The organism is Candidatus Uabimicrobium amorphum, assembly GCF_009002475.1.
Taxonomy (GTDB): Bacteria; Planctomycetota; Uabimicrobiia; order Uabimicrobiales; family Uabimicrobiaceae; genus Uabimicrobium; species Uabimicrobium amorphum.
Genome location: NZ_AP019860.1, coordinates 5,810,857 through 5,827,959 on the forward strand (window position 1 = coordinate 5,810,857; position 17,103 = coordinate 5,827,959).

Genomic DNA, 17,103 nt, shown 5'->3' on the forward strand with positions numbered 1-17,103 from the left:
ATCGTGCGGATTTAATATTTCACTTTTGCTATGAATTCCGCACGGCACCTTACTATTTAACAAACGCGATCATTATCTTTTTCACGACATTTCTCACACATAACGAGCAACTCTTGCTCCATCTCTCCAATGGATCTAGAAATATGCATTAGATAGACACATCCGCATGGAGCGGTGCGTCTTCCCGTCCAGTGATGGCGTTTCTTATCCACGGGAGTTATCCTCAAATTGGTAAACGATATTACAAAATTGCGACAGGTCAACGTGATTGTCCTTTACGGCAAAGCGTGGATTCGCAACATCTGATTGTAGCCATTTGTAGGTGTCAAGTCCGTTGGCAATAGGTGAAGTTGTGGCGGCAATATTTGCCAACATAAACAGACCAATGCTTGTTTCAAAGCAACTGCTCATCACACATGGTATGCGAAGTTTTTGCGCCCATGAAATCCATTGAAAAGTCCTGGCAATACCTCCGATGAGAGCTGGTTTTAGAACTACTGCTTGAGGATAGGGTGGTTTTGTGGGGGGAAGTTGTTGTTCGTAAACGCTTTCGTCCCAAGCAACACGAATGTCCGACTTCAGTTGTGGTTGTTGTTGTGTTGCGACGGGTTCTTCTATATATTCTATGGTGTGCTCTTCTATGCGTTGTAGAAAATCTTGGGCTTGGGCTACTGACCAACTGCGGTTCGCATCGAGGCGCATTTTCCATTTTCCCTGTTGACGAACGTAAGCGATATTTTGCAAATCTTCTTCTAGGGTGTTTCTCCCTACTTTTAGTTTTACCGTTTGCACACCTTGTTTTTTGAGTATATCTACTTGCTGTTTTATATCCTGTGGTTTACCACTTAGAAGACCGTTTATTTCAATGATATCGCGACAGTCTTTTTTCCATAAGCATCTTGGAGGTGTTTTTAGGTAATCGCTGGTTAGATTCCACAGTGCTGTTTCGATTCCCCACATTACGCTAGGCGCAAAGTTATACACGCTGAGTTTTTCGCCAAAAAACCCTGGGGTGTTGACAACCGCTTTTGCATCCCACTGAAGAGAGTATATACTGTTTTTGATTATGTCGATTTCGTTGTGGATTTGTTGCAGTGTTTCGTTGTGAAAGTACGGTAACGGAGCAATTTCTCCGTAACCACGACAATCATCCCCGCGAAGTTCCACCACAAGTCCCCGACGATTTTCGACCATATCGCGTTTCAACTGTAGTGGTTTTGTCAAGGGAAGGTCAAATGGATGTATAACTATATCGTTTACTCTCATGACCAAATCCACGCAACAGAAAAACATAGGCTATAAAGTAACAACACCAAAGCCGTTTGCCCTAATAGTGGATTGAGTTGTTTGCCTTCCAGGCGCAATATTTTCACAAAAAGTATACAGGCGATAGGAGCCGGAAGTAATGTATACAAGATATTGGGTTCTTTGATTTGGGTGAAGTATAAATATAGAGGTAGTGCAAAGGCACCGAGAAAGCACAGGGCGTATTCAATGTAGGTAAAGGTTTTACCAAAGCGTACCGCTAAAGTTCTCTTACCAACCTTGACGTCGGTGGCCATATCGCGTAGGTTGTTGACGATGATAATCGCCGTGGCCAAAGCTCCCAATGCCAAACCGCAGAGTATGTGTACAAACTCTATGTTGGATGTTTGTAGATAATATGTTCCACCTACCGCAACAGGCCCAAAAAAGATCAGTACAAATATATCTCCAAGGCCGTTATATCCTAAAGGGTAAGGTCCACCAGTATATATAATGCCACAAATAATTGACACAATACCAATGAGCAAAATGTACACCCCACCATGCCACGCAAGATATAGACCGCAAAAGAAAGCGATGGCAAAGGTAAAAATAAAAGCGCGTTTCATGATTTGCGGAGTTACCCAGCCTGCTTGGGTGGCTCTGGTTGGCCCCATGCGTTCTTCGGTATCAGCACCTTTGACGAAGTCGTAATAGTCGTTGGCAAAGTTCGTTCCGATTTGAATGGCGATGGCACACGACATAGTAACCGCAAAAATAACTAGATGGAAAAAACCATCGCCGTAGGCCATCGCCGTTCCGACAATTACTGGTGAAACAGCTGCCCATAGGGTTTTGGGGCGCATGGCTAAAAACCACGTTTTTACAAACGAATTTTCCATTTTTTCTCCTTGTCAATCAGTCACAGGTCTTATAGTATGAGAAAATATTTCACATCAAGTTGCTATACATAATACGATTAGGAAACAACAATGCAAATAAAATCACTCAATGTAGGTATGCCACAAACCATTAAAACAGAGAATAACGAGTTTGTCTCCGCAATTCGCAAAGTACCCACATCGCAAAAAATTATGCTGACGAAGATGGGTTTTGAGGGCGATGGTTGTTATGAACCGGTACATGGTGGAGTTCACAAAGCGGTCCATATGTTTTGTTTTGACAACTACGCTTTTTTTGAGGAACGCGCTCAATCATCGTTGCCCATTCCTACATTCGGAGAGAACATTACTATTTGTGGTTATGATGAATGCGAAGCTCGTGTAGGTGACACTTTGCAGATGGGGGATGCCATTGTTCAGATTTCCGAACCTACGATTCGCTGTAATACAATCGGCCGATCTGCCGGATACCCTCTGATGCTAAAGTGGATTCACGAACAGTACAAAACCGGTTTTTATTTGCGCGTTTTGCAAGAAGGAAATATTTGCGTGGACTCATCTATTACGATGCTAGATCGCGGTAGTGAAGAGGCCACCATCGATAAACTCAATCGCGCCATGTTTTGTCATATGGATAATATGGAAATAGTTAAGCCGCTACTAGAAATAACCGGGTTGTCCGATGGATGGAAGGAAAACTTGAAGAAAAGGGCTAAGATTAAGTAGATCTTATTTGTCGTCCCTGATCAAGTCATATACGTGCTAAGCTAAGATAACCGTTATGGTGTCATTCCAGCGGAAGCGGGAAACCCGCAATGTAAAGTCAATTTGAAAGCGCCTGGATCCCTGATCAAGTCAGGGATGACACGGGGTATAGTGTCGCCGTAATCGTCACGTGACCGTGACCATGACCGTGACCATGACCCTAGTCGTAACCGTAGCCGTAATCGTAGCCGTGATCGTAGCCGTGATCGTAGCCGTAACCGTAATCGAAAAATATCGTTCACTGTCACGAAATTTTACCTACAACATTTGTGATTTGTTCACCATTTGTGTGATTTTGTCTAAGAGGTTCTTTTCGCCGTGTTTTTTTTCAAAAGCGCGTATTTTACGAAAACCTTGTCCGTAGATATCACGTTGTTTTTCAATGAGCAGAGCTTGCGATTTATAACCGTAATGTATCAAAGTTTTGTAAGAGATCCATTCCGCTAGGCCTTCTAAAATTAGAAGACTGGGCTTTTTGAGGAAATTGTCGGCTTGCCACGCGTGTGTATATTCGTGAGCGAGAACGCCCATACATAGAGAATACGGTAGAAGAGACTCAATATAAACGCGATAATCGCGTCCGCGTTGTACAAATAGTCCCAGAGCACGTCGGTCCGTCGCACCGTATTTGACAGCGTTTTTTTTGCGTATCTTTGCCAACGTTAAAGCGTCTACTAACTCCAACTCTGTTGCCAAATTGATTTTCATTGCGAATTTTTTGGCAACAAAGCCGACGACACGTTGTAAAATTTTCTTCGCCGCAGTAGGGCTTTGCACCGCAGTTTTCATACATGTTTTACAAATATTGCGTTTGTCGCCGATTTGGTAGTATTTGGAGGTGATCGGAGTGTTGCACATATCGCAGTAGTTTTTACTTTTTACACAAGCGCTACAAAATTTACGATTGTCGTTGGGAAATTTGAAAAACTTGGCGATAAGTGGTATATGACATTTTGCACATAGTTCTACCGAGTTTGAACATTGCACGCACAAGATTAGTTTCTGCACCTTGAGGTAGTCCTTTGTGCTTTTATGACACCGCGAACACTTAGGCGATTTTTTATAGCATGTCGAGCATATTATGGTGTTGTCCACTTTCCAATACTTTTCAAAAATGCGTTTGCGACAAAATTGGCAGCACTTTGCCTTTGCGGTGCAAGAAGTGCAATACACTTTCTCACCTCGTCTGATTCCACGCCTTGTGGGCAAACCGCAATGGCTACATTTTTTGGCTGCTTGGTAACACTTGGCACAAAAATAACTATTTTTGCACTGCCAAAATTTACCCATAATCTTTTGTTTACACAAACTACAGTTTTTCATATCGCGCTCAATAAGTTTTGGTAGTGAAATTTACAAACTATACGTAACTACGTACAATTTTTTCATCGAGAAATTTCAAGCATGTTGCGAGAAGCTTTGAAGAGGTGGTTTCCCATACAATAAACTGAATATGGTCTCCGTGTTCGCGAATAAACCATCCACTCGGCTTCTCTTCTTGGTAAGATGCTATAATGTGCATTACCTCCGCAGTGCTCATAAAACTAAATTTTGAGTGTGGCTGAAGCAGTAGAAAGGAAATGTCATTTTGTGACATTTTTTCTACGGCCTTTTCAAGATCGTTGCAGCACTCAACATCGATGTCGACACTTACCCCTTCGCGAAGCACCGCTTCGCCAATGACGCATGCAGCCCCCACATCACTACTATTGGCGATAATAACCGCAGATTTATCATAACTTTCGTCGGCGATGATCTCCCACTCGTTCTTTGCTTGATCCAATAACTCTTTAACAAGATCGTTCTCTACATACATCTCTTCACTAAAGTTATAGGCGCGTTGTAGACCGTAAATTGTCAACCATGGGCATTTGTATCTTTCCAGGCCAAATCGCGCGCTGTCGAGAAATGCCGCGACCGATTGCAAGGCATAATTTAGGTGTTTTTTAGGAGCAAATTCATCCTGAATTTCTTGTTCTTTTTTTTGCTCTTCGTGCGACCAGCTTTGGTAATTACATGCAAGAAGTCTTAAAGCTTCTACTTGGAGTAAAGGCATTAAGTGGTTGTTGTGAATATTTTCTTGGCAAAGTTTAATGGTTAGGTGCAGTGCACGCGCACAGTTAAAATAATCTTTACAAGATAAGTACACATAGTAACTATCGAGATACTTAACCGCAGCGTCGAGTAAGTTGCCTTGTTTTGCTTGTAAACTGCCCCATTTCTCGATGTTCACAGCTAAACGATTGCGTTGTTCGTCGTTTTGCGAAAAAGAAACAAGAGCTTGTAAGAAAATGGTCTTGGTCTGGTGGTCTTTGCCCGGACATAGTTCACGTATGAGTAAAAGAGCTAACTTTTCCACTTCGGGTTTGAAATATGTTTTCACACTGGCGGTGTAGGATTTTAGTAGGAAAAGTAATAACCACGCAAAGTCGGGAAATGTTTTGTCGGGACTGTAATCGTAAATAATTTTTTTCCATAAAGCGATGTCTTCGTCGCTGAGAAGAGGTGTGGCTTCGATAAGCCCGGCAATGCGATACAGTTTTACCAGTGCGAGTAGTGGCTCTAAGAAGTCTTTGTCTTTTTTCTTTTCTTTATCCTTGCTGCACTCTAACATATCTTTTGATATTTCGAGAAACATTTCACGCGCTTCAGGAAACAGCTTAGCGCCTTCTTCGTATAGAAAATAAGCATTTTCGTAGGCCATCATTTTTTCATTTTCAATTCCTGCGCGCACCATGTGGTCTAGAGACATTTCTGGTTTTTCGCTATTCTTCCAATGAAATAGATGAACATACGCCGGGTGCGATTCGGTGAGTGATGCGGCAATATTCGTGTGTAAATGTCGTTCTTCTTCAGAAGAACAGCTGGCGATTAAGGTGTACTTTGTGTAATCATTGTTGAAAACGTAATACCCGTCGGCGATCTGTTTTAATATTCCGTATTTTACCGCATTTGCTGCGGCATTTTTAAAATTCTCACTGGAAAGAGAACTACTTTCTGCCCAATCTTTTTTGGAAATGGGGTAGTGTAATAACGCCGCACGTTGCAATTCTTGAAAAACTTCTTCCCCCAAGTCTTCGAGGTTGGCCAATGTAAAGTAATCTATGTCATCAAATAGCTTAATTTGGTGTTCGTCGTATTTCAGCTGCCATTTTTGTGAGCGAAACTCTAAAACATTACGCGACAAATACAACAATAATTCACCTACGAAAAAACCGCTACCTTGGGCGAGATAGCATAGTGCATTGACATAAGTGGAGGAAAGTAATTTATATCCCAGTATCTTTTTAAATACGCGCTCAATTTCTTTTTCACTCACTGGTTGCAGCACAAGTTTTTGTGTATATTCTAAATCTTGTAGTTGCCCGACGAATTCCTTTGGTCGTAGACCAGTACGTCTTTTTATTCCAGACTTCATCGCTTTGAGTTGTTGCATAATAGAGACGTTTCTTTGGCGCAACGCAAAAGGAGTTACCATTCCTTTGTCTTCTAGGTCGTATTGTAAGATAAAGAGTATGGGGGCAGAGGTGCTCATCGCACTCTTAATGAGGAATAGTAACAACTCTAGAGAGCTTGTTTCTGCCCACTGTAAGTCTTCGCAGTAAAAAATGGCGGGTAAGTCTTCATTGAGGAGATGACGTGAAAATGTAATATGTAAATCGGTTTGGCTTTTGGGCTCTAAGGATAAATTACTACGTGCAAATCTACGTGTTGTTTTACCTATAATGCCTTTGTAAATGGCCTTTTCTAACTTATTAATTCCTTGTAAGTTTTGTTCGCGATGTGCGGCAAAATCTTCAAATATTTTAGAAAAAGAAAAGCGAAATACATCATAGGGAACGGGGATGCGTGAGCCATAGCCTAAGAAATACGGTAAGCCACTGTTTGTGACCATATTGCGTACAATGTTTTTTTGTCCGTATTGTGATGAACCTTCTACTAGAAGGACGCCTCCTTGTCCTTGAGACAATGATTTAATGCGCTCGACAACTTCTCTTTGCTCTGCGTCGCGTCCAAGAAGAGTTAAACCAAAAATAATTTTTTGCAAATCCATAACTACATCCCACTTACTTCTATTTTTTGGACATCCCTGTTAGAAAAAAATGTATCGCAAATTTGAGTGACAGTTGTTGGTCTTGAAGTAAATACGATTTTGTTGATTTTCGCTGTCTCTATCATTTGCAAACTGAGGTACCAGCCCTCTCCGCGTAATTCCAAGGGCCCTATTTCATCGATAAATAACACCTCTACTTGTTCTTTCAGAGCTTGTTGTATACAATTGTTACCAAATGATAAACCTTGTTGTGTAAAACCAAAAGCTCCTTGAGTAATGTCTGCAGCTAAATCTCTTTGCGCTAATAAAACTTCCTGACCAGTCACGACATCCCGGACCCAAAAATTTTGGCGTTTACCATCTTTATAGTCTCCTATCGTGATAATGCCGCCTTTTTTTCCCGGTAATGTTTGTACCATTTTTTTTATCGCTTGAGTTTTGCCACTACCTGAAACACCCAAAAAACACAAAATTTCACTCATATATATACCTTAAAAAGCTCTTTTTATACTTGCTCAATTGTAGATGAAAATAGTTTTAGGTCAACGAAAATTTTTGTTGTGCTTGATTTTTCACTATGTACAGGTTAGATTTTATTCAGAGAATTTCTGAGAGACCTTTACTACCTATTGCAAATGAAATTCTAGCCTCTATTTAGCGAATTCTAGCGGATTCTGTGGTATATTTATATCTGTCCGTAGTTGATTACATTTCCCGCACAATCTTATCTCTTACACAAAGGTTGTAGTATGCTTACAGTTGCCAATACTAAAATTGAAAATCTCGAGGGGGTCTTGGAAAGTGTTATTTACACCTCAGAAGAAACTCATTTCACCGTAGCGCGTTTTACCTACAAAGAAAGTGAACCATCGATTACCATTGTTGGAAATATATTTTCAGCAAATGTGGGAGAAAAACTACGCCTAAGTGGGGTGTGGAAGAAACATGCAAAGTATGGTGTGCAACTTGAAATAGAGCGTTTTGAAGTTATTCTTCCCACGCAAAAGGAGTCTATTGAAAAGTATTTGGCTTCTGGAATTGTCACTGGTATTGGTCCGTCTTTGGCAAAGAGAATCGTCAAACATTTCGGTGATAGCACCTTTGATATACTCGATAACAAACCCGAACGTATGCAAGAAGTGCAAGGCATTGGCAAAAAAAAAGCTGCGGAGATTGAAAATTCGTGGAAATCGCAACGTAACCGCCACGAAATGATGTTGTTCTTGACTTCTCACGGTATTAAAGGAAGTCGCGCGGCAAAAATTTATAAAAAATACGGTGGCAATTTAGTGGTTATGATAAAAAACAATCCTTACCGTTTGGCGGTTGATATTGACGGTATTGGATTTCTCACCGCAGATAAAATTGCGCGCGAAGTAGGAATTCCCGAAGACGATCCAGAACGAATTCAAGCAGCCATTATGCACATTATGGGGGAAGCAAGTTCCCAAGGACACTGCTATCTTCCTCAGGAAATACTCATCGATCGTACTTATAATTTACTGAAAGTGGACCCTTGTCTTATTGGAGAAGTTCTACAAAAGAACATTCATGAGGAAAAGTTGGTGGCGATAGAAGATCCTGAAAACCCCGTGTATCTCAAAAGAATTTATTTTTGTGAGACACAGGTTGCACGATACTTGCGTTCCATTATGCGTACGTCTTTTTCCATTGAAATTCCACAGTTTGCGAAAGTCATTCATCATATCAAGAAAACAATGAATGTCGAGTTGCACCCTGAACAAAAACGTGCGCTTGAGTTATCTCTCTCCAATAAGGTTTCTCTTATCACTGGTGGACCAGGTGTGGGAAAAACGACTATTATTAAAGCATTGGTCTCGGTTTTGCAACGAAACGATCATCGTATTGCTCTTGCCGCCCCTACTGGTAGAGCTGCAAAACGTCTTTCCGAGGCATCTGGTTCCCCTGCGAGTACTATTCATCGTTTATTGCACTACAATCCTCATGAAAATGCATTTGAATACAATAAAGACCAACCTTTGGAAATCGACTGGCTCATTATAGATGAAACATCGATGATGGATATATCTCTCTCCTACCACTTGTTAAGTGCCGTTCCTCCCGGAGCAGCAATTACATTTGTCGGAGATTGCGATCAGCTTCCTTCTGTCGGACCCGGCAATTTTTTGGGAGATCTAATTGCTTATGATGGTATGCCCCTGACGCGTCTGACGCATATCTATAGACAATCTACGGATTCATCGATTGTGCGAACCGCGCATCAAATAAACTCAGGTTCTCTACCACAAATCGCCAACAGTGAAAAATCAGACATCTTTTTCTTACCGACGGAAGATGCACAACAAGGTGCGGAGATGATCACCAATTTAGTGACAGAACGTCTGCCAAAAAAATACGGTTTCAATCCGATGCATGATATTCAAACATTGGTTCCCATGTATCGTGGAGAAGTGGGAGCTGACAATTTAAATGCCTTACTTTCGCAGTCGCTAAATACATCACAAAAAAAAATATCCACGGGAAAGTTTCGCGAAGGTGACAAGGTGATGCAAATTAGCAATAACTATGAAAAAGACGTGTACAATGGGGACATTGGTATTATACGCAGTGTCAATCGCGTGGACCATACTTTCTCAATTGCCTTTGACCATCGCGAAGTCACCTACGAATTTTCGGAACTAGAGCAACTCGTTCTTGCGTATGCGATTAGTATCCATAAATCACAAGGTAGTGAATATCCTGTGGTCGTTATTCCTATATTTACCCAACACTATATTATGTTGCAACGTAACTTACTATATACGGCCATTACTCGTGGAAAAAAAATGGTGATTATCGTGGGGAGTTGGCGCGCTTTGGGAATTGCAGTACGCAATGTCGAATCGCGAACTCGTTACACCAAATTAACCCATTGGTTAAGTACTTAACCTGTTAATCCTGTCTCATTATTTGTAGGATTTTTTATATGAAATGGACATTACTCACATTATTGTGTTTGTTTGTGTTGCAAGCACAAGCTCAAGTACAACTCGTCATGAACGACAAGAAAATGATTCGCGAAAACGCCCCTGTCCAGCTGAAATTTAGTTTATCTTCCTCGCGAAACGTAAAAGGAAAATTTGCGTTATATTACGGAGAGGACATTTTGTTTTACCGTAGTAAAGAACTCATTCTTACTGCCGGACAAAACAACTATCAGTTATGGCTGCCACCGTTGACAAACTTTTACTACGAAGCCTTTTTCGAAACGCAAGACGATATAATCGCGTTGGGAAATGTCGATTTGGGACGAAAAATTGATTTGTTGATCACCACGAGCTTTTCACAAAGCACTGCCATAGAGCAAGCTTGTAATGTTTATGCCTTGTTACCACAAAACCGTCAAGGCCAAAAACCCTACATTTCCTATAAACGTATCTCGCCAAATGAAATACCGCAAAGCCTTATAACGGCATACTGCGATACTGACTTACTGCTTCTTCATAGTGGGCATTTAAACTTCATGAGTGAAGAACAGATACATATCGTAGAGAAATGGATATGTATGGGCGGAAGCGCATGTATTGTGATTGGAAAAGACAGTTTATTTAAACAATATCACCTTGACTTTATCTCACGAATGAGCGCCATGGAAAGTATTCACAACTACACAAAGAATATTCATTCCAGCCGTCATGGTTTAGGACGCGTGGTGCTGTGTGATTTTTCACAACAACCCTCGGATAGTTTTAGTTTTGTGAGTAGCGAGTGGAAAAAAATGATACTGTGGTTGTGGAAAATTAAAGAAAGCATTGCTACGGAGATTGTCTATAGTAAAAAGCGTTATCTTGAAGATTTTGACTATTACTACACTACCACAGATTGGCGCGATCGTTACCGTTATCGTTATCGGCGTTCCCGCGCTGGAGCAGGGTCGATTGGTAACTATCTACTACCAAAAAGTGTACAAATTCCTCCCACATGGTTATTGTCTCTTTTGTTGTTTTCTTTCTTGGTTTTGGTAGGCCCAATAGAATATATCGTACTAAAAAAACTCAATAAGCGCGTTCTCACTTGGATTACATTTCCTATTGCGACGCTGTGCTTTTGGGCACTTTGCCAATGGGTGGCCGATGTATATTTAGGCGAAGTAAAAACGAGCAAAGTTTTACACATCGTTGACATTGGTTCTCAAAAACAAGTAGCGCGTAGCAATGACCTTCACTTTTTCATGAGTTCCAAACCTCAGAAAATTACCAATACAATTGAAAACAGTATACAGGTAAACCTTGACGCGAATGTTAACTACTATAACAATTACAACACCAACGAAAATTGCTCCTATGATGGTGCATTTCCCACACAGTTTTCGGTGACGCAAAATTTACAAAAATGGACTCCATACATGCGCAAAGTTTTTCGGCAAACGTCTGAATTTGAATTGGTGGAAAATTTTGTTCCGCGTCTTACCGAGAATATAAAAGATTTTCAGGCCACGATTATGCGCAACGCTTATGATCGCAGCCTTTCCGGCCCTAGATCCGTTGCTACTTCGCGAAATTATCCTGGTGTCGAAAATTTTGACTATATCTATATCATACATAAAGGCTATGTGTATGCAGCGAAAGGTAGCCCGAATGGACTGGTACAAGGTATACTACATTTTTCGTATGCGTTTCCTAGCGATGAGCGAATATTGTTTGCGCAGAAATCCCCCAGTGGAGGCAGTGATGCCTTGAGCGACCTAACCCTTCACGACCCTACAGATTCTAGCCAGTACGTTGTTGTTTTAATTCGCGAGCAACAAAACAAAATCATCGTCTTTCGCTATTTATACTATAAAGGAGCATAATGTGAGTTTTGTCAATATTAAGAATATGACCGTACGCTATGATGAATTTATCGCTGTTCATACCATGAATTTGCAAATTCCGCCTGGAGAGGTGTTTGGTTTTATTGGGCCGAATGGTGCGGGCAAGTCAACGACGATGAAAGTTCTCGCCACACTTCTTAAACCACAAATTGGCAAAGTTTTTCTCGATGGCATTGATGTGCTACGAGAACCGAAAAAAATTCGCAGTATCATAGGATATATGCCCGACGCATTTGGCGTTTACGATGACTTAAGTGTTCAAGAATATCTACACTTTTTTGCTGCGGCGTACCGCATTGGTTGGTCACAACGCAAAAAATTAGTGGATGATTTACTCGCTCTTACGGACCTAACCAAGAAGAAATACTCGCAAGTAGATTCTCTATCGCGAGGTATGAAACAACGTTTGGGAATTGCGCGGGTTTTGTTGCACGATCCCAAATTTTTGATTCTCGATGAGCCGGCAAGTGGTCTCGATCCCCGCGCCCGTATTGAAATGCGCGAGCTATTAAAAGAGTTGCGCAATATGGGCAAAACCATCATGATCTCAAGTCATATTCTCAGCGAACTCTCTGAGTTGTGTACGCGTATTGGTATTATCGAGGCCGGTAAAATAGTCGCGGAAGGTTCTCTCGAAGAAATATACACGCAGCTCGGTGTCGAAAAAATAATCCACACGCAAATTCTCAACTATGATGACGATTTACAAGTAAAGATTGCGGCTATACCAGGTGTTGCCTCGGTACAAAAAGAACAAAATCGCGTAGAGATTCACATCAAAGAACAAGAACTCAAGCCCGAAGAACTACTGGAGAATTTAATAAGCTTAAAAGCCTGCGTACGTATGTTCCAGCCAGGAGCTATTGATCTGGAAACGGTATTTATGAAACTAACCGAAGGTAAAACAGCTTAGGAGTACGAAATTGATTTCCAAACTACCTCTATTACAAAAAGAATTGATTGAGTACGCTTCGACAAAACGTCTCTTTATTTTGCGCGTGTTGTTTGGCCTGTGTTTATATACGATCTTTTTAGTTAACTGGTCAAATTATACCAGCAGCGACAATCTTTATCGGGTTCTGGGAAGTGGACGGTGGCTACTAGAGTATATATACATTATAAATATAATCGCCATTTTTGTCATTTTACCGATGAGCAGTGCCTGTGTAATTACCAACGAAAAAGAAAAACGTACTCTCTCATTGCTACTTACCACGCAGCTGGGTCCCACACTGATTTTATTTGAAAAATTCATTAGCTTGGTGATCTCGATTTTCTCTTTTTTGCTGATTTCATTTCCGGCAATGTATCTGGCATATCTTTTAGGGGGGCTCACCAATAAGAAGATACTGATCTCGCTGTACGCACAATTTTTAACTGTTGTTCAGGTTGCTGCAGTAGGCTTATTTTTTTCTTGTTATTGTAAAACGTCGATTAAAGCAATTATGGCGACCTACATATGGGGATTTGCACTTTATATATTTTTTCCGTTCTTTGAGATTTTTGATAATGTTAGTTACTATTTAGAAATAGTGATGTTTCCTCCGGCTTTCTATTATTACCTCGATAGTTATGCAAGTGGCCCCTGGGAAATGTTTGCCTACACAATACCTATTTGGATCAGTGCGGCGTTGTTTTTACTGGGAGCAAGGCATTTTCTCATCACATATCCACAACGTATGAATAAAAAGCCAATGGCGCAAAAGGTACGCGATGATTTCCATATCGTCAAAAGAAAAGTCCCCCACATTCGTTTACCTATTTTGTGGCGCGAAGGTAGTCACAGTTCATGGCCATTCGCCGCGAAGATATTTTTCATTTTAGGAGCGGTCATTGGTGTTGGTTTTTTTGGAAGTCTACCAAGTTCAAGAGGTAATCGCCATGAGTTCGCGATGATTATCTATTTTTTTGCTCTGGCCATCTGTGCACTTTTTCTAACCATGAGATCTGTGACGTTATTTCAGCGCGAAATCAAACAAGAAACCTGGGATGTGCTGTTGACCACAACGATGACGACAAGAAGCATATTTTGGCAAAAAGCAATGGCGGTGACACGTTTTACATTATATATCTGCATACTACTACTGTGCATATATACTTTTAACCTAGCAGCATTTCCACGCAGTTATTATTCCAGTAGTCGTCTTCCTTCTGGAGCGCGTTGGACATACGCTGTGGTCTTCACTTTTTTGATTTTCACCAACATACAGTGGTTTATGATGTGGTTGGGGTTGACATTTCGCAAAAACACCAAAATAGCTCTTGTTGCCGTTGGTTTGATAGCCGCATGGTGCATAATGCCCATACTAGTTTCTGAATTTGCACGAGAGATTTTGGGTGGTTCACGGAGTAATTATCGAGTTTTGGCATTATTTAGCCCTTTTGCCATTTTTATTGCCGTGACAGATGGCCGCATACCAGGCTACAGTAACAGAATGTACACCGCGATGAATATCGGCTTTGTCATTTTCGCCGTACAAGCCGTGGTCTTTTATGTCGCCGCGTCCATAAGTTCACAAAAACATATTCGCGTATGTGACTAGGGTAACCGTCGCCGTGACCGTGACCATGACCGTAATCGTCACCGTAGCCGTAATCGAATACTGAGTGACGATTACAACCACAAAAGTAAATATGTACTATAAAGTGTAAAGCAAGGAACACAAATGGTCGCGCAAGGTAAACGTCGCTTTTTAAAAAACATAATTATTATGTCTATTGTTTCCATATGTACTCTAGTTCTCATGACGATCATTATTTATGAAAGACAACAACACCTGATCGCAGGACAGCCTTTTAGTATATATGCGATTGCTTTTTTACTGTTATTTAGTTTTTGTACCTTTTTGGTGTTGTTTTTTCCAAGATCAAATACTCTCATTTTATCTTTCAAAGATGAAGCACATTTGTCTTCTCTCGTAAAAATAATGTTGTATCCTTTTGTGCTTCTCGTGCTGATATCACATAGTCTTTTTCAATTTCATTCCACACTTTGTCTTTTTAGTTTGTGGATGGCGATGTTGATGATCATCACCAAAAATATATATCTGTTTTGTAAAAAAATGGACAAAATAGACACGATGAATTTGCGAACAACTTTGGTGGCAATGAGTAAGGTACTGTGGGAAAAAACGTTGTATACAACATGGCATACGCTTTTTTACGCTTTTATCATGAGTATTTTGTTCCCACGTTACCATGGTAACATACCGCAATATCAAAATATCTCTTCTTATATCGTTGTGTGGGCTAACGCTTGGGGACACTACTTTTTGTGGACTTTGGCCTGTTTTCTTTTGTGTCAGTTTGTGGCAATGGCTTTTGGTAGCTTTCTTTACAAAAGAAACCATGTATTCTTTGGCGTGACAGTATTGTTTTTTTTAAGTTTGGCCCCTACCGCACCCATATGGCTTTTGGACCACCTGTATAGCTCATGGGTTCTTCCCTATAACAATTATGTAGATTACGAGTACGCGACTATTATCGCCAACAAATCACGCGCTTTTCTGTATACTCTGTCGGTGATGCTATTATGTTGCGTTATCGTTCTATACAATCTTTACCGTAAAAACAACTTTGTGGAAGAAGACGCAAATGACTATAGTACAAGTTTTAGAGAATAATAATCAATGCTTGTGAAAAAAAACTAGGTACAATTTAGCTTTCCATACCCGCAGTAGATCTTTCCATTTTCTTGAGAATAAATAACTATTTCTAAAGGCTTCGTAAGCTCCGTGTCTATCGTTTTGGTCTTGTTTTAGCCAGCCAATTAAACGAAATTTGTTTATGATATATTCTAGTAAGAATTGATACTCATCTGCATTGTCACAACATGCTAACATTTTTAGGCAAGAACTTATTCCTCCGTGTAAGTTACGCATATGCTTTTGGTAGTCTGCGTTTGCTAAAACTGTATTGCTACCATGAATGACGTAGTTGGACAGTGGTTTGTCGGTATAGGCGACGGTTTTGGCGTTATCTAGAAGTCTCACAAGATATTCATGATCCTCCGCAAAATAGAGATTGCTATCAAAAAAAACAGGGCAATCCATTCTACTTTTGTTTATAGCTAATGCACTTAAGAAAAACGTGAGTTGCTGCATGAGAACATGCCTCTTCACCTGTTGCGTTGGGGCGAAAAATAGTTCATCTTTGCTCTCACAACATTGCCTCCAAAACCTTATTTTCTTCTCTTTGACCATTAATTGTTCTGCACTTAGTCTGTTTGATGAATCGATAACGTTTAATCTAGTAAAGATGATACTGACATCTTGGTATTTTTCAAATATGTTGACAACGTTACTTGTGTAGTCTTGTTCCCAGTAATCGTCAGAGTCTAGGAATAGAACAATGTTATATTGTGCAGCGTTCAAACCCAGATTACGGGCACTGGAAACACCTTGGTTTTTTGTTTGTTTTAGGTAAATTATTTTCGTTTGAGTTTGGTTTTCTTTTATTAAATTTTCAACGACTAAAGTCGTGTTGTCATCTGAAAAGTCATCTATAATAATAATTTCTTTTACAGGATAGTTTTGCAATAGAACAGACTGTATACATTTGGGAAGAAATAAACTGCGATTAAATGTGGGAATAATTACGCTAATTTCCATTAGTTGACCTTTCTATACATTACACACTCTAAACAAGTTGCAAATTCTTTATGTAACGATAACATTTTTATCTAAATCCCAAATAATACCAGCCGGACCAGCGTTGATTATATAACTATCGTTGAGTTTTTCGATTTGTCCTTCACTACCATGAATGTGCCCACATACAACAAGACGCGGTGACTTTTCTTCGACGACTTTGCGCACCGTGGTACTGCCTAAACTTTTACCGGAAGACGATACGTCAACGATACCTTTTGGAGGAGAATGACTGACAATTATGGCATTGTCTGGACATGAAGCAAATAATTCTTCGGCCTGAATTTCGGAAAAGTCAAAGCTCCACTTACCAAAAGGAGTAATCGGGATACCTCCACCAACGCCAAAGAACTCAATTCCATGTAGGGAGCAACCATTGCCATGGAGAACATGAACGTTCTCTAAACCACTACATTCTTGACGCAGCGCGTTATCGGTTTCGTTGTTGCCGGGAATAAAAATCATTGGTTGCGAAATATTTTTTAAAATCGTCAAAATGGGGTGCAAACCGCGATGTGCACTACAAAAATCGCCTGCCCCTATTACAATATCTACGCTTTGTGCACAGTGCAATAAAAATCTTGCAGCCATATTGTTGCAGTGCAGGTCACTAAATAGCAATAATTTCATAAAAATATACCTTGTCAAAAGTAG

14 protein-coding genes are annotated in these 17,103 nt (G+C 40.4%); 6 read left to right on the top strand and 8 right to left on the bottom strand.

Annotated features, from left to right (window positions below):
- Positions 1-56: 56 nt before the first annotated feature.
- From UABAM_RS33500 to UABAM_RS21080, 3 genes are read right to left on the bottom strand one after another with little or no spacing between them, the layout of a single operon-like run.
- A complete protein-coding gene (locus tag UABAM_RS33500) occupies positions 57-212 on the bottom strand; it encodes a hypothetical protein (RefSeq protein ID WP_173013470.1) in 156 nt (51 codons plus the stop codon).
- Entirely contained in the window at positions 205-1,266 is a 1,062-nt protein-coding gene (gene menC, locus UABAM_RS21075) for an o-succinylbenzoate synthase (protein ID WP_173013471.1), read from the bottom strand. The genes UABAM_RS33500 and menC overlap by 8 nt, the downstream gene beginning before the upstream one ends.
- Positions 1,263-2,147: a 1,4-dihydroxy-2-naphthoate polyprenyltransferase gene (locus UABAM_RS21080; protein ID WP_151969975.1), complete on the bottom strand. Its 885-nt coding sequence runs from the start codon at positions 2,145-2,147 to the stop codon at positions 1,263-1,265. The genes menC and UABAM_RS21080 overlap by 4 nt, the downstream gene beginning before the upstream one ends.
- 90 nt (positions 2,148-2,237) lie before the next feature.
- On the opposite strand from UABAM_RS21080, the gene UABAM_RS21085 reads away from it, so the two are divergent.
- The gene (locus UABAM_RS21085) at positions 2,238-2,873 is read left to right on the top strand and encodes an MOSC domain-containing protein (RefSeq protein WP_151969976.1); all 636 of its coding nucleotides are present in this window, start codon (positions 2,238-2,240) and stop codon (positions 2,871-2,873) included.
- 297 nt (positions 2,874-3,170) lie between these two features.
- Here UABAM_RS21085 and UABAM_RS21095 read toward each other — a convergent pair whose 3' ends face one another.
- From UABAM_RS21095 to UABAM_RS21105, 3 genes are all read right to left on the bottom strand, one after another.
- Positions 3,171-3,920, bottom strand: a complete 750-nt coding sequence (locus UABAM_RS21095) for an LIM domain-containing protein (RefSeq protein ID WP_151969978.1) — start codon at positions 3,918-3,920, stop codon at positions 3,171-3,173.
- 352 nt (positions 3,921-4,272) lie between these two features.
- On the bottom strand, positions 4,273-6,966 hold the full coding sequence (locus UABAM_RS21100) for an AAA family ATPase (RefSeq protein WP_151969979.1): 2,694 nt from the start codon (positions 6,964-6,966) through the stop codon (positions 4,273-4,275).
- A 2-nt stretch (positions 6,967-6,968) separates the two neighbouring features.
- Positions 6,969-7,448 carry a nucleoside-triphosphatase gene (locus UABAM_RS21105; RefSeq protein ID WP_151969980.1) on the bottom strand — a complete coding sequence of 160 codons (480 nt, stop codon included), beginning with the start codon at positions 7,446-7,448 and terminating at the stop codon, positions 6,969-6,971.
- A gap of 267 nt (positions 7,449-7,715) precedes the next feature.
- Between UABAM_RS21105 and recD2 the strand changes: the two genes are divergently transcribed.
- The 5 genes from recD2 to UABAM_RS21130 all read left to right on the top strand — a co-directional run bounded on the left by recD2 (position 7,716) and on the right by UABAM_RS21130 (position 15,423).
- Positions 7,716-9,875: an SF1B family DNA helicase RecD2 gene (recD2, locus tag UABAM_RS21110; RefSeq protein WP_151969981.1), complete on the top strand. Its 2,160-nt coding sequence runs from the start codon at positions 7,716-7,718 to the stop codon at positions 9,873-9,875.
- Between the two features lie 38 nt (positions 9,876-9,913).
- Entirely contained in the window at positions 9,914-11,779 is a 1,866-nt protein-coding gene (locus UABAM_RS21115; protein ID WP_151969982.1) for a hypothetical protein, read from the top strand.
- A 1-nt stretch (position 11,780) separates the two neighbouring features.
- Positions 11,781-12,713 (top strand): ABC transporter ATP-binding protein, encoded by a 933-nt coding sequence (locus UABAM_RS21120; RefSeq protein ID WP_229759288.1) that lies wholly within the window; start codon positions 11,781-11,783, stop codon positions 12,711-12,713.
- A 10-nt stretch (positions 12,714-12,723) separates the two neighbouring features.
- Complete coding sequence (locus UABAM_RS21125; protein WP_151969983.1) at positions 12,724-14,343, top strand: hypothetical protein; 1,620 nt, start codon at positions 12,724-12,726, stop codon at positions 14,341-14,343.
- Between the two features lie 123 nt (positions 14,344-14,466).
- A complete protein-coding gene (locus UABAM_RS21130; RefSeq protein ID WP_151969984.1) occupies positions 14,467-15,423 on the top strand; it encodes a hypothetical protein in 957 nt (318 codons plus the stop codon).
- Positions 15,424-15,426: 3 nt separating this feature from the next.
- Here UABAM_RS21130 and UABAM_RS21135 read toward each other — a convergent pair whose 3' ends face one another.
- Positions 15,427-16,410 (bottom strand): glycosyltransferase, encoded by a 984-nt coding sequence (locus UABAM_RS21135; RefSeq protein WP_151969985.1) that lies wholly within the window; start codon positions 16,408-16,410, stop codon positions 15,427-15,429.
- Between the two features lie 48 nt (positions 16,411-16,458).
- Complete coding sequence (locus tag UABAM_RS21140) at positions 16,459-17,079, bottom strand: metallophosphoesterase family protein (protein WP_151969986.1); 621 nt, start codon at positions 17,077-17,079, stop codon at positions 16,459-16,461.
- Positions 17,080-17,103 lie beyond the last annotated feature (24 nt).

Coding starts and splice junctions, on each gene's coding strand:
- menC (WP_173013471.1), bottom strand. CDS start 1,266: ATGAGAGTAAACGATATAGTTATACATCCATTTGACCTTCCCTTGACA.
- UABAM_RS21080 (WP_151969975.1), bottom strand. CDS start 2,147: ATGGAAAATTCGTTTGTAAAAACGTGGTTTTTAGCCATGCGCCCCAAA.
- UABAM_RS21085 (WP_151969976.1), top strand. CDS start 2,238: ATGCAAATAAAATCACTCAATGTAGGTATGCCACAAACCATTAAAACA.
- UABAM_RS21100 (WP_151969979.1), bottom strand. CDS start 6,966: ATGGATTTGCAAAAAATTATTTTTGGTTTAACTCTTCTTGGACGCGAC.
- UABAM_RS21105 (WP_151969980.1), bottom strand. CDS start 7,448: ATGAGTGAAATTTTGTGTTTTTTGGGTGTTTCAGGTAGTGGCAAAACT.
- recD2 (WP_151969981.1), top strand. CDS start 7,716: ATGCTTACAGTTGCCAATACTAAAATTGAAAATCTCGAGGGGGTCTTG.
- UABAM_RS21115 (WP_151969982.1), top strand. CDS start 9,914: ATGAAATGGACATTACTCACATTATTGTGTTTGTTTGTGTTGCAAGCA.
- UABAM_RS21130 (WP_151969984.1), top strand. CDS start 14,467: ATGGTCGCGCAAGGTAAACGTCGCTTTTTAAAAAACATAATTATTATG.
- UABAM_RS21135 (WP_151969985.1), bottom strand. CDS start 16,410: ATGGAAATTAGCGTAATTATTCCCACATTTAATCGCAGTTTATTTCTT.
- UABAM_RS21140 (WP_151969986.1), bottom strand. CDS start 17,079: ATGAAATTATTGCTATTTAGTGACCTGCACTGCAACAATATGGCTGCA.